Source organism: Rhizobium sp. Root1220, from assembly GCF_001426265.1.
Classification (GTDB): Bacteria; Pseudomonadota; Alphaproteobacteria; order Rhizobiales; family Rhizobiaceae; genus Rhizobium.
This window is the reverse complement of record NZ_LMDG01000011.1, coordinates 50,113-63,837: the sequence shown is the minus strand read 5'-3', so window position 1 is coordinate 63,837 and position 13,725 is coordinate 50,113. Positions and strand designations below refer to the sequence as shown.

Annotated in this window: 6 protein-coding genes and 1 pseudogene; 5 read left to right on the top strand and 2 right to left on the bottom strand. The window is 57.2% G+C overall.

The genetic code is table 11. The annotated features are described in order from the left end of the window. The first annotated feature begins 785 nt into the window (after window positions 1-785). Window positions 786-1,259: a hypothetical protein gene (locus ASC90_RS09350; RefSeq protein ID WP_056538724.1), complete on the top strand. Its 474-nt coding sequence runs from the start codon at window positions 786-788 to the stop codon at window positions 1,257-1,259. Window positions 1,260-2,572: 1,313 nt separating this feature from the next. On the opposite strand, the gene ASC90_RS09335 is transcribed toward ASC90_RS09350, so the two are convergent. Further along, window positions 2,573-2,830: a hypothetical protein gene (locus ASC90_RS09335; protein ID WP_056538715.1), complete on the bottom strand. Its 258-nt coding sequence runs from the start codon at window positions 2,828-2,830 to the stop codon at window positions 2,573-2,575. 1,861 nt (window positions 2,831-4,691) lie between these two features. Between ASC90_RS09335 and ASC90_RS09330 the strand changes: the two genes are divergently transcribed. The 4 genes from ASC90_RS09330 to ASC90_RS09315 are packed head-to-tail and all read left to right on the top strand — an operon-like array spanning window position 4,692 to window position 13,305. Continuing rightward, window positions 4,692-5,435 carry a glycosyltransferase family 4 protein gene (locus ASC90_RS09330; RefSeq protein WP_244480357.1) on the top strand — a complete coding sequence of 248 codons (744 nt, stop codon included), beginning with the start codon at window positions 4,692-4,694 and terminating at the stop codon, window positions 5,433-5,435. A gap of 58 nt (window positions 5,436-5,493) precedes the next feature. Continuing rightward, window positions 5,494-7,848 carry a UDP-galactopyranose mutase gene (gene glf / locus ASC90_RS09325; protein ID WP_056538708.1) on the top strand — a complete coding sequence of 785 codons (2,355 nt, stop codon included), beginning with the start codon at window positions 5,494-5,496 and terminating at the stop codon, window positions 7,846-7,848. Continuing rightward, the gene (locus ASC90_RS09320) at window positions 7,841-11,080 is read left to right on the top strand and encodes a glycosyltransferase (protein ID WP_162246965.1); all 3,240 of its coding nucleotides are present in this window, start codon (window positions 7,841-7,843) and stop codon (window positions 11,078-11,080) included. The genes glf and ASC90_RS09320 overlap by 8 nt, the downstream gene beginning before the upstream one ends. Then, window positions 11,077-13,305, top strand: a complete 2,229-nt coding sequence (locus ASC90_RS09315; protein WP_056538704.1) for a glycosyltransferase family 4 protein — start codon at window positions 11,077-11,079, stop codon at window positions 13,303-13,305. Before ASC90_RS09320 ends, ASC90_RS09315 begins: the two co-directional genes overlap by 4 nt. Here the strand turns inward: ASC90_RS09315 and ASC90_RS29785 are convergent. Then, window positions 13,302-13,710 (bottom strand): annotated as a pseudogene (locus ASC90_RS29785) (SRPBCC family protein). The gene ASC90_RS09315 and the pseudogene ASC90_RS29785 sit on opposite strands and share 4 nt — an antisense overlap. Window positions 13,711-13,725: the final 15 nt, after the last annotated feature.

The following is a 13,725-nucleotide window of genomic DNA, read 5'->3' as shown; positions in this document are numbered from 1 at the left end:
TGAGAGCCGGTTCTACCAAGCGCGTGGCGGCCGCAGTAGGCGAAGGCGCGGCGGTCGTCAGTCAGATCCACACTGCGCTGGGACTACGAGACGGCGGCAGCACAATATCATCGCCTTCTCCTTCCTTGGGTTCGTCCGTGAGCCGAGCCCCCGTGTGAGGTCATGCCTCCCGCGGTCGATCTTATGAATCGTGACCTGAAGGCCCGAGGTCTCACTAAGGACTACTGTAATTCCGCGGTCCCACTTCAGTCACTACCTCGTAAACGACTGCAAGGACCGACCACCGCTTTCGCCGCTTTGCGCCAGGAGCAAGCGCGACGCGACATTGACCGCTGGAACCCGGACACCGAATCTGCGGTTTCGTCGTTGAGGGCCACGTTGGGCCGCAACTCGCCAGATCTCACGATGCCACAAGTGGCATTCAGCAGCATGGCACATGAACCTCGCTCGAATCGAGGTTGCCAAATAAGATCGCTCTGGAACCGTCCTTGCCCGCAGCTGACGCCTGCTTTAGCTCATCAATAGAAGGGAGCAGGCCCCACATCAGAACCGAGCCGAGCAGAGTATACAGGAAGAACTTGTAGCTGGCGTAGACGCGATCCTTGCCGCCCCAGATGCCGATGATCAGGCGCTCTCTGCTGCCATGGTGAGAGCACNAGTGGCATTCAGCAGCATGGCACATGAACCTCGCTCGAATCGAGGTTGCCAAATAAGATCGCTCTGGAACCGTCCTTGCCCGCAGCTGACGCCTGCTTTAGCTCATCAATAGAAGGGAGCAGGCCCCAATGATTTTTCTGATACTCGCGATTCTGGTAATTTTGGTGTGTTTCTTCCTGTTTCCACGTCCGACATTGATTGCATCGGCAGTAGCCGTTTTGTTCGGCTGTGGCGTTGCCGCCTATGTGTATTTCCAGCAATCCGACCGCAACAGCTCCGCGACGCTCGTCGTTGGTACGAGTACCGGCGGCCAGGGATGCCCCGACCCCGCCAAGGCAGTTTTCGTTCAACTTTCCAACGGCTCCGATCGGCGGGTAAATGTGGTGCGCTTCCGATTGATCGCGAAGCGCCCCGGCTTCAGTATTGAGGAGTACTCCGACTATTTCAGCAGCTACAAGATCATTGAACCGCACGGGATATATGGCACATGTTGGACGCTCAATGCATACAGAGGCCTGGAAACCCTGCCGGGCAAGCCTTCTCCCAAGGACTTTGAATGGTCGGTTAACATCTCATCGGTCGAGTTCGCTAGCGATAGATAGGTAATCACCCTTGTTATCTTGGAATTCTTGAGGCGATCCTATGACCGATGGCATTGGCTTCCAAAGGCGCGCTCACATTCAATCAGACTCGAATAGAAGCGTTACGCGCAGAGCCTGCTGCACACGCAAACCGCGCTGGGAGATTGGGAGATCAGGTTTCACGTCGCTCTCGTGGAAGGTATTTTGAACGCCTCGTCGGCGCGACAACCTGTACCGTAGTGGTCAACTCACCCGTAGCGCTTCCTTCCGTAAAAATTGACATCTCGGGTCGTTGGCGCGACCCTTTAATCATAGCGATTCGGACCGCGTACTTTCCCTTCTGCGATCCCCCTGTGCTGCGAATCCTTCCCACGTGTTGAGTCCAAAGCCATGAGGAGAAAAGCCATGATGCCTTCCAGTCTCTTCTTCGACCTCGTTGATTCCCAAATTGCGTTCAAAATCGTGCAAAGGAATTTCAACAGTCCAAATTTTATCTTCAGTGTACCTCGTGCCAAATCGAGCACGAAGATCTCGTTGTCTTTTGACGCCGGCACGGCGTTTGCCACNGAAGACACAGCCTGCATCTCATGGAACAGGTCGGCACGGATAACTTCCAGGAGATCGGTCGACTATCGCCGAATGCCCTTCCCAGAGAAACCCATGAGAAATTGGCGGCGAATGGCTATTATGAGCAGAGCTTCGTGAGCCTATACGGCGACGAGGCCCTCGAGGGGGCGAAAGAAAAGCTGAAGGACGCCTTCAATCACTGGGTCGCCCCCGATATGAATGTACACGCGCGTCATTGAGCACGACTGCCACCTGCCGTGTGCGGCTTTAGGGCGCGATTTGCGCGACAACCCGAACAGAGCGACACGCGTGTTCATCGCCTGCTCGGCAGCAGAGACCCGGATCGTACGGAACGCTCCGACGGAAACCATCCCTCCGGGCTTCCAGACGGCGAGTGGAAAGCGAGGCTCCATTTTCCAAGAGCCCGACTCGAGCTTGAGCTTCAACGACAGGAGGTTGCTGGGCTGCCAGGGCTCCCTGACGAATATTCCGTCACTGCAGAACAGCTGAGCAGCGGGAGCCAACTACCTCGACCGATGTCCCTAAAAGGCAGGCTTCTGTCCCCAACCAGTTCAATGTGCGCACTGTTTTCCTGCGGGCGAGGGCTTGGCCATTGATCGCGCAGCGTACGAGGTCAGCGGTTCCCTTGATCTGATCCCAGTTCTCGTAGTCCGCGATAATTGACCGACGTCCGGATTTGAGGGCTGCGGTGCAGCTGCTATGCGCGGTCGGGCTGACCCACTGCCACACGGCCTTGTCGTCGGGCTTCAGCCCCGAGAGACAAGCAGGTGGAGACCAGGCGCTCCGCCATCGGCAGGTTGGCGTTTCAACTGCATCGTGCCGAACTGTGATCCGGTGATGGCAATTGCAGCGTCCACGATCTTGCCATAGAGCGCTGTTGTATCCTGTTCACCGATCAGAGCGACGCTGATTGCATGGACAAAATCGATATCTGACAGCTCGTCATGCAATCCGGGAACCGAAGAAAAATTGGGAGCGGACGGTACGAGGTTAACAGCGCTCATCTAGCTACCTTAAAGGTTAGGGCGAAAGCGCAACGTTGCTGACAGTCCCCAGAGCCCGTTCCACGACTGAGGATACGGGACCATTGCACAATGCAGGCTGTAAGGACAACGAACGTTTCCGTGTCGGGGTTTCCACGATCTCAGCGCGTGGCCCATTGAAGCCCTGCGATAGCTCCGAGCGACAACGGCACCTCACGTTCCGAATAGGGCGTGCCCACGAAACCGACTGGTGGCGATTCCATACCACCGAGTTGAACTCTGACGGTTACGGTAAAGACAACCTTGTGCTCGGGTCCATGTGAAGGTGTATCCCCTTCGCAGATAGAAAGACAGGCGGCCATCTTTTTGCTCGAGGTGTGAGGATCGACTGCTTCAACCATGAGGCCACCCACGTTCCCCACGATCGTTTGGCGTTCCGAGCGAATGAGCCCGCCAGGATTGGTCGTCTCTGGAATCAAGGTAACTCTTGGATAAACGGACAGGAGGCATCAATCGACCCGCTGACCGCGTCGATACCGGAAACGCCGCCGCGTTGGTCAGTGGCACACTAATGTGACGCAAGACCAACGTCTCATCGAAGAAGCTGCGGCAAGTTAGAAGATCATCGTCCGATGCGCGGCAGTTAAATTGTCTCTCGAAACCGCCGTTCAGCCTGCACAAGACCTCTGACCTATCGATACACCCGACCGCACCGGCATGAACTGCGTCGCAATGGTTGGCGAGTCACAAAGCGTGACAGCCGGACTGCCGTTGGTTCAGGCGATAGACGATCCGCCCAGCAGACTTGCGACCTTCTGCTGGTCCGGGACCTCACCGTTTGGCGTGAGCTTATCGCCGACGCCGGGCAAGTTGCTAAAGCAGTTCCTGTTGTGACGTTCCGGCCTGTCGCGTCACGCCGGCATTGGTGAGCTTGTCAAGCAAAGCCGCCGAGGCCGCCGAGTAGCCCGCCATCCTGATGGTCCTGCTGAGGCGCTTTCTCCCGTGGCGATGACCGAAGCTCAGGCGTTGTTGCCGAGCCGAATGCGCGGCAAATGGCTTGGCGGGTCTAACACTCTCGTTTTCCTGCGCGTATCGGCGTCGTCTTCAATGTTCGGCGGCCTTGCGGATTTGTCTCTGAACGCAGCCGCGACATACGGCCTGATCTTTGGCTCGACGGCGGCAGCTTGCGATCGCCCTCGCGGTCTACTTGGCATAGTCGCAAGCAGTCGTCCCAACGCTCCGTTTTGCTAAACTATGCGTGATCCGCGGTTCCATCGACATCAAAAGGCTGCGCAGTTTGCCCGGAAGGCGGCTCCGGTAGGTGACCGCTTCATAACGATCGTGACCAGTGCTTGCGGATATGCGAAGGTGACAATCGAGCTTGCTGTTTCTGGCAAGATGCGGTGGAACCCTGTGTCGAGTGGTTCGTTCAGGTCGATAATCGGTATTATCACCGGTGCCTCACGGTTAGACCAAGGTTTCCATGAACGCGCGCCGTATCGTCGTCATCAGCGATTTCCAGGACGGGAACTGGAGTAACGACGACCTTCCCCCTACCCAAGATTTCATGACGAGATGGACCGATGGCAGGAGAGGAATACCGCCTTCACCTTCTCGCGGTACTCACAGCGTCACAGTGGATGGCGGCTACCTTGAGCGGCTTCCACTAGCAGCTGTTGCGGATGGGATGGTCGACTGCGCAGAAATCTGGACGCATTGGCGGGGCAGTGATCCTCCAGCAGCATGGGTTGACAGAAATCCGTCGCTTGTACGGCGTGCATTTCGGCTGAACGGCCCGGAAGCGCCTTTTGCTTCAAATGACATGCTGGGGCACATTTCTGCATTTGGTCCTCCGGAGATCCTTTGCGTCTGGGGGCTCGGTGTGAGCGAGGAGATCCTGATTGCATGCCGCGACAGCTTCAAAATCTATAATTCGATCGACGCACCGGCCCTTCGAATCCCACCTGAGGTCAGCCAACATTTCGATCTGGTAATCACCGGCGCGGAGTGGCAATCAGCGGTGGTGCGATCGCGGCATCCGCAGATGCGCACGGTCGTGATGCCGATCGGTCCGGAGTTCGCCTCAGCGTCCACCTTCCGGCCGCTAGGTCTGCCCAAGAGCTATGACGTAATCTATGTGGCGGCTGCCCAGGCTTACAAGCGTCACGACATCCTATTCGAGGCGCTCGCCAAGCTTCCGAGCTCTCTGAAGTCGCTGTGCGTCTTCGGCTATGGGGAGCTGGTGGAGGATCTGCGGAGCCATGTTGAACAGCTAGGCCTCAATGTTGATTTCGTTGGACCGCCTGGCGTGCGTTTCGACGAGGTGAACCGCCTGATGAACCTGGCACGTATCGGAGTCGTATGTGGCGTGGAAGACGGTGCACCAGCGATCCTCACCGAGTACATGCTCGCGGGTATTCCTGTGCTCGCCAACAGCGCTCTGTGTTGCGGCCTGCAGTACATTACCGCCGAGTCAGGAGCTTGGGCTAGTGCGGATGACTTCCATGAGGGCATTCGCGACCTATTGGAACGGACCGACACGTTACGCCCTCGAAATGTCGTGCTCGCCAACTGGACTTGGCCGCATAGCATTCGCCGCCTTCGCAAATTGATCGACGCCCGCTGACCGTGGGGAACTTTATGAATGTGCCGTCGTTCGACAATATGCTTTCGCGAGGTGTTTGATGAACGTTCAAAATTCTTTTTTGCAAACATCTGCATCGCCTGCAGTTCCGGATCTCCCATTGATCTGCTTCTCTCATCTGCGGTGGGACTTCGTGCTGCAGAGACCGCAGCATCTGATGCGACGATTCTCGAACGATCGGCAGGTCTTTTATTTCGAGGAATACATTCCGACCGATCATCACTTGGCTTACCTTGAAATTCACCCCTTCGAAGGCACAACGGTCAAGGCAATTCGGCCGCGCGTCCCGCATTGGTGGAACGATCGTGATCGGAACAAGGCGCTCGGTCGGCTGCTTGACGATCTCATCTCGCTCCATGGGGCAAAACGCCCAATTCTGTGGTTCTATACGCCGATGATGTATTCGTTCGCCCGACATATTGAGGCGGCCGCAGTCGTTTATGATTGCATGGATGAGTTGGCGAATTTCCGGTTTGCTTCGCCTGATACGAAGGACATGGAAAGCGCATTGATAGCTCGTGCTGACGTGGTCTTTACCGGTGGCATCAGCCTTTACGAGGCGAAAAAGGATCGGCATGACAACATTCACGCCTTTCCTTCTAGCGTCGATACCTATCACTTTCAGGCCGGAAGGACCTTGTTGGCGGATCCCGCGGACCAGGCCGACATTCCCCATCCGCGACTTGGTTATTACGGTGTTATCGACGAGCGCCTTGATCTCGATCTGATCCGGCGAACGGCCGCCGCTCGGCCGAACTATTCCTTTGTCTTCCTCGGTCCAGTCGCGAAAATATCGCACTCCGACCTTCCTCAGGCGGAAAACATCCATTACCTCGGCCGGAAAGAATACGGCGATCTGCCCGCATACCTATCCGGCTGGGACGCTGCACTGATGCCATTCTCGCTCAACGAGGCCACCCGCTTCATCAGTCCTACCAAAACGCCGGAATATCTCGCTGCGGGACGGCCGGTGATCAGTACAAAGATAACAGATGTCGTTAGAGGTTACAGCAATACGCGAGGTGTTTATCTAGCAGACGGCATTGACGAATTCGCCGATGGCTGCGATGCCGCGCTGGCTCTCGCGCGCTCGGGCGGGGCCTGGCTGGAGCCTGTGGACGCACTTTTGGCACACGCTTCCTGGGATGCGACGTTCAAAAGCATGTCGCTCATCGTCGACCAGGCTATTTCGCGTACAAACGCCCCTCCACCGGCCCAGGGAAAATCATATCCAAGTTATAACCAGGCTAGACTGCGAAAATATGACTACCTGATCGTCGGGGCCGGTTTCGCTGGTTCGGTGCTGGCCGAGCGACTGGCCACAGATGGGTTAAAGGTGCTGATCTGCGACAGGCGCCCCCACATCGCCGGCAATGCCTACGATCACCGTAATGAAGCCGGTATTCTGGTTCATAAGTATGGCCCCCACATCTTCCATACCAACAGCGAGGATGTGTTCGCCTACCTGTCTCGCTTCACCGCCTGGCGACCCTACGAGCACAGGGTGCTTGCCCAAGTAGGCACTTTGCGGCTTCCCATCCCGATCAATCGCACCACTTTGAACGTCCTTTATGGCTGCGATCTTTCCAGCGAGACGGACGCGCAACGTTTCCTGATGGCCCGGGCAGAACCCTGTGATCCGATTACCACGTCGCGAGACGTCGTCGTTTCGCAAGTCGGATCAGAGCTTTATCGAACCTTTTTCGAAGGCTACACCCGCAAGCAGTGGGGGTTGGATCCATCCGAACTTGACCGCTCGGTCACTGCACGCGTGCCGACTAGGACGAACGAGGACGATCGCTATTTCCTCGACACATTCCAAGCTATGCCGCTCGATGGCTATACCCGGATGTTCGAGCGGATGCTGGATCATGAGAACATTACCATCATGGTCGACACCGATTTCAAAACTCTTCGTCAACACGACTTGGCAAACCATGTGATTTTCACTGGGCCAATCGATGAATATTTTGATTTCAAACTCGGGCGTCTGCCTTATCGAAGCCTGAAATTTCAACACGAGACGCATGGTGTGCGCCGTATATTTCCCGCCGGCGTCATCAACTTTCCATCTGAGGACGTGCCCTACACACGTGCAACGGAATACAAATATCTGACGGGACAAATCCATCCCAAGACCAGCATCAGCTACGAATACGCCTGTGCGGATGGCGATCCTTACTATCCCATTCCGCGCCCTGAAAATCAGGCGCTTTACAAACAATACGAAGCCCTCGCCCGCGAACTGGATAACGTGACGTTCGTGGGCCGGCTCGGTACTTATAAATATTACAATATGGACCAGGTCGTTGGACAGGCGCTTGCAACCCACCGACGTCTGCTGAAAAGACATCCCGTCGCCAGCGTTCTTGAGAAAGACACCCGGCGTGGCTAGGAAACCCCGCATTGCCCTCGCAACCGATAGCCGCGAACCCTCTGGTATGGGCGAGCACATGCTCGCCCTTGGCCGCAAACTTTCTGCCGAAGCTGACGTAACCCTGGTCCTCTCACTGGACCCGGGCAGACTTTTGCAGCGTGCCGCCCGTTTTGGCTTAGGCATCAAGCTTGCATACGATCAGAATGATATGGCCAGATGGTTGGCCAGAGGCAACGTAGACTTGCTCCATGTCCATGCCGGAATCGGATGGGAAGGCCACGAACTTGCACAAGCAGCCAGACTGTTCAACATTCCGGTCATCCGCACCGAACATCTCCCTTATGTTCTCACCGATGCTGAGCAGCAGGAGCGGTATCGGCTGAAAACGCAATATGTCGCGCACCATATTGTCGTTTCAGAGGCCTCACGCGAAAGCTTCCGCGACCACATTTCACCGGAGCGAATGACCGTCGTCCGCAACGGCATATTTGAGCCGGACCCACCAATTATGGCAGCCGCTCTGCGTATGGAGCTTGGACTGCAAGATGAGATCGTGCTTGTGACAGTGGCACGGTTCACCGCGCAGAAGGGTCACGAGTGCCTCGTGCGGGCCATGCCCGAAATTCTGCGGGTACATCCGCGATTGCGGCTGTTGCTCGTCGGGTCGGGCGAGGAATACGTCAGAGTCGAGACCCTTGTTCGTGAACTCGAACTTTCCAGCAGTGTGCTCTTTACCGGCCAACGGCCCGATGTCGCAGATATATTAGCTCTCAGCGACCTCTTCGTTCTGCCATCGGTGTTCGAGGGCTTGCCCCTTGCCGTCCTGGAAGCGATGTCTTTAGGCTGTCCGGTTGTGGCGACCCGCATCGGCGGCACGGTGGAAGCGCTTGGCGAAGATCATCCATTCTTCGCAGAGCCGAAAAACCCCGCCTCGCTGGCCGCCACCATCATGCATGCTCTAGCCGATCGGGGAAAGCTGGCGAATGTCGCCATGGCTGCGCGCGACCGCTTTCAAAGGCAGTTTTCCGCTGATCGAATGGCTAATGCAACAATGGCGGTTTACGACCGTTTTCTGCCGAAGACTGCATCTATCATGCATAAGGAACGACCAATGCAAAAGACGCGGCTCGCATTCATCGGCGTGGGAGGTATCGCTCGCCGCCATCTAGATGTCATTGCCACTTTCGATGAGGTGGAGTTGGTGGGGTTTGCAGATCCAGACCTTGGGCGGGCCGACGAAGCGGCGGCGCGCTTCGGCGCAAAGTCTTTCGCCCATCACCGCGAGATGTTGGACGTTGTTCGGCCGGATGCAGTCTATGTCTGTGTGCCGCCATTCGCGCATGGTGAGCCGGAACAGGATCTAGTCGAGCGAGGAATTCCATTTTTTGTTGAAAAGCCTGTATCTCTCGACTTGGAGACGGCTAAGAAGATTGAAAAAGCCGTGACGGAGTCGGGGCTCGTCACTGGGGTCGGATACCATTGGCGCTACCTCGACATTGTCGATGTGGCGCGAGAGCTCCTCAAGGACAATCCGGCTCAACTGCTGTCCGGCTATTGGCTCGACTCAACGCCGCCCCCGCAATGGTGGTGGAAAAAAGACAAATCTGGCGGTCAAATAGTCGAGCAGACAACTCATCTTCTCGACCTGGTTCGGTTCATCGTCGGCGAGGTGACGGAAGTTTATGGACGTGCCGCCCACACTGATCGGCCCGATTTCCCCGGCCTAGACGTGCCGACCGTCACGACCGCAAGCCTAACCTTCGAGACCGGCGTTGTTGCAAATATTGCTTCCACCTGTCTGCTCGGGTGGAATCACCGTGTAGGCCTCCACATCTTCGCCGACAAGCTGGCGATCGAGCTAACCGATCGCGAGATCATGGTGGATGTTGGACGTGGCCGTCCGGTGCGCGGAGCAGACGGCGATCCCGTCTGGCGTGAGGATCGCGATTTCATAGACGCCGTACGGGGCGGAGAAAACCGTATCCGATGCCCTTACAGTGAGGCGCTGGCAACCCACCGGCTTGCGCTTGCCGTCACGGCTTCCGCACAAGTGGGGGAGCCGGTTCGCCTTGATCCGCCGCGGACCCGGCAGGTAGCACCGGCACCCTTGCAGTTTCAACCGCGATCAGAAGCGCCGCCTCCGGGAGTAGCGCCCGGCCACCGCATCATTCGTTCGCTTGGCGTCGAGGCGCCGGGCCGCCCCTATTTCCTAGAATACGAAGAAGGACCTCCCGGAGACGGTCAAGTTCGGCTCGATACGCTATACACTGGGCTGTCGGCTGGTACGGAACTGACATTTCTCAAAAACACCAATCCCTATTTTCGGTCGCGCTTCGACGGCGAACGCAGCGTCTTCATAGAGAACGAACCGGATCTCCATTATCCGGTGCCATTTCTCGGATACATGGAGGTTGCCCGGGTATCGGAAACGCGCGCCCGCGGGTTTGCGGAAGGCGACATTGTCGCTACCACGTATGCTCACAAATCCGGTCATACGGCCAACCCGCTCCACGATCTGCTCATTCCCCTTCCGTCCGGTATCGACCCGATCCTGGGCATTCTCGTTGCGCAGATGGGACCGATCGCCGCCAACGGCATTCTTCACGCAGACGCAGAAGCCTTTGGCGCTCACGTGCCTTTTCTCGGAGCCGGTGTGAAGAATCGTCCGATTGTCGTCATCGGTGCCGGCACTGTGGGTTTGATGACCGCCCTCTTCGCACAATCGCTTGGTGCATCCGAGGTCGTCATTACCGACCCATCGGAATTCCGGCGCGGCAAAGCCGAGGCAATGGGCCTGACCGCTATGTCCGAGGAAGACGCCTGGCAGTATGCCAAGGCGCGATGGCATGACGGCGCGATGGGCCGCGGCGCCGACTTCGTTTTTCAAACCCGTGCACATTCCGGAAGCCTGCATACAGCTCTCAAGGCGCTGCGGCAGCAGGGAACCGCCATTGATCTCGCTTTCTACCAAGGCGGAGCCGACAAGCTAAGGCTTGGCGAGGAGTTCCATCACAACGGACTCAATATTCGCTGCGCTCAGATCAATCGGGTACCGCGTGGTCTGGCACCCCTTTGGAACCGCCGCCGGCTCGCTCTCGCAACGGTCGACCTCCTTCGGTCTCACGGGGACATAATCCGCGAGCACGTGATCACCCATATTGTGCCAATGGACGATGCGCCGGCCTTCCTTACCGACCTAATCGAGAACCGACCGGAATTCTTGCAGGTCGTCTTTCAGGTGAACGCATGACAACTGAACAGGCTCCGGTCCGCATCTTGTTCGTGTTTGCCTGGTTGGTAGTGGGCGGCGAGGAGACCGAAGTGCGGCTCCTGACTACAAACCTTGATCCTAGCCTCTACCGAATTGATGTCGTCGCCTGTTTCCGGAAGCCCGGAATGCCGGAACAGACGCACGAGCAGCTTCGTGCCCTCGGTGTCGATGTCGATACGACCCCTTACAACCTCTCCTTCGCAGACACAGTCGGCTATCTGGCTGGCAAGATACCTTGCTATGACATCGTGGTTTCTTGCCAGAATGTCGCGGATATTTATCCCGCGCTTGAACGGCTTCATCTCCGCCCGCCGCTGATTGAGCATGGTGGGCTGGTTTCAGAGGCGTTGGCAGGCCCCAAGCACTTTACCACCCGCTATGTAGGCGTGTGTCGCTCGATCCGGGACGCTGCCGCGTCCCATATGCCAGGTCGCGAAAGCCACGCATTGGAAATCCCTTCCATGGTGGATCTTGCCGCTTTCGATCTATCTACACGCTCCGCAATGCGGACGCGCCTTGGAATAAAGGATGATCACGTCCTTATCGGCTGGGTCGGCCGGCTCGATCCGAAGAAGAATGTCGAGGACTTTATCGAGGCCGCCGCTCTCGTGGTGACAGACAATGAACACGCTCGTTTTATTGTCATTGGAGGCCCTGATGCTTTCATACCAGAATACGCTCTCCGCCTTCGGGACCTGACACATCGGCTGGGCCTGGAAACTAGATTACAGTTCCTGGGCGATCGCAAGGACATTCCCGATCTGCTGTCGGCCGTCGATATCTTCGTCTGGCTCTCGCACGGGGAAGGCATGCCGCACGTTATTGCAGAAGCCGGTGCCGCGTCCTTGCCTGTCATCGCGACGCCCGACAACGGCGCCATCGAACAGATTGACGACCAAGTATCGGGCCTTTTTGTGCCTTATAACGATCCGGCGTCTGTTGCTCGGAAAATCCGACTGCTAATCGGCGACGCTGGTCTGCGCCGCTCGCTCGGTGGTGAACTGCGCCGTAAGGTTGAAACCACCTACTCGATCGAAGCTGTTCTGCCGCAGTGGAAGCAGCTTTTTTCAGAGGTCCTCGCGGAACGGCAATCCGCCGGGCCAACCGGCATCTTCCGATCCTTCCTGATGGGCGGGTTCGAATGCTCTACCCATCGACTGCGGCCGCGCGATGGTGAAACTAGTGGCCGTCGCCTCGATATGATTGACGCGATCCAACACGATCGCTTTTCCGCGCGGGATTACCGTCAGCTCGCAGGATTTGGCATCCGTACCGTCCGCGACGGCTTTCGCTGGCACCTGATTGACAGAGCCGGAGGATATGATTGGTCGAGTATACGGCCCATGCTCCGCGCCGCGAACGAGACCGGAACGCAAGTTGTCTGGGACCTTCTGCACTATGGCTGGCCGGACGATCTCAACATCTGGTCGCCGCGCTTTGTTGATCGATTTGAACGCTACGCCGCGGCATCTGCACGCATCGTCCGTGAGGAGAGTGACGACATTCCTTTTTATTGCCCGATCAATGAAATATCCTTTTTCTCGTGGGGCGGCGGGGATGCCGGCTATCTCAATCCCTTCGCACACGGCCGGGGTTTCGAACTCAAGGTACAGCTCGCCCGGGCAGCTATTGCAGCCATGGATGCGATCATTTCGGTCGATGCTCGTGCCCGCTTCGTCCATTGCGACCCCATCATCAACGTGGTCGCCGATCCATCCCGGCCATGGGAAGCTGGTGTTGCGGAGGGTCACCGTCAATCACAGTTTCAGGGATGGGACCTGATCGCTGGCCGCATGTGGCCGCAGATCGGTGGACAGGAGCGCTACCTCGATATCATCGGCATCAACTATTATTTCACCAATCAATGGATCCACGGGGGTCCGCCCATCGATATCTCCCACCCGCTCTACAAGCCGCTCAGCAAGATCCTGACCGAAACCTATTCTCGCTATGGCAAACCGATGCTGATCGCCGAGACGGGCATCGAAGACGAGCGACGGGGGCCATGGTTTCGCTACGTGTCTGAGCAGGCGCGCATGGCAATGCAAATAGGCGTGCCATTAGAGGGAATATGCCTTTACCCCATCGTCAATCATCCTGGCTGGGACGATAATCGCCATTGCCAGAACGGATTATTGTCCACCGACGTATCGGTCGCTGGCCGCTTGGTTGACTCCGGTTTGTCTTCCGCGATTTTAATTTAGGTTTTTTGAATGAGGCTTATTCTAATTCCCCAGCGCAGATCCTTCTCGACATGACGGGGGTCGGAGTCAAAAGCCGCCTCGTCAATTTCCGGTGGGCGCAGCAACGTTGAACATCACCTCCGCGCCCTCGCCGTTCGGCACGATGCGCAATGCGCTCAGCGACTAAGCCATCTTCCATCGTCACAGTATGGTCGATCACACCGAGCTCATTGGCCGGCGCGAAGCACACGCGCACCCGGCGGATCGGTCCGCCATCAGCGATCCAATCCTCGCCATCCCGCGTCAGCCCCGAGGTGAGACCCGAAGCCCATGCGGCATTTTCTGCGGCCTCGAGGCTATAGCATAGACGTCCTTCCAGCTTCGTTCGATGCTGATGTGGACAATACGCGCGGGTAAAGTGGTCATGGTCGCCTTTGCTTC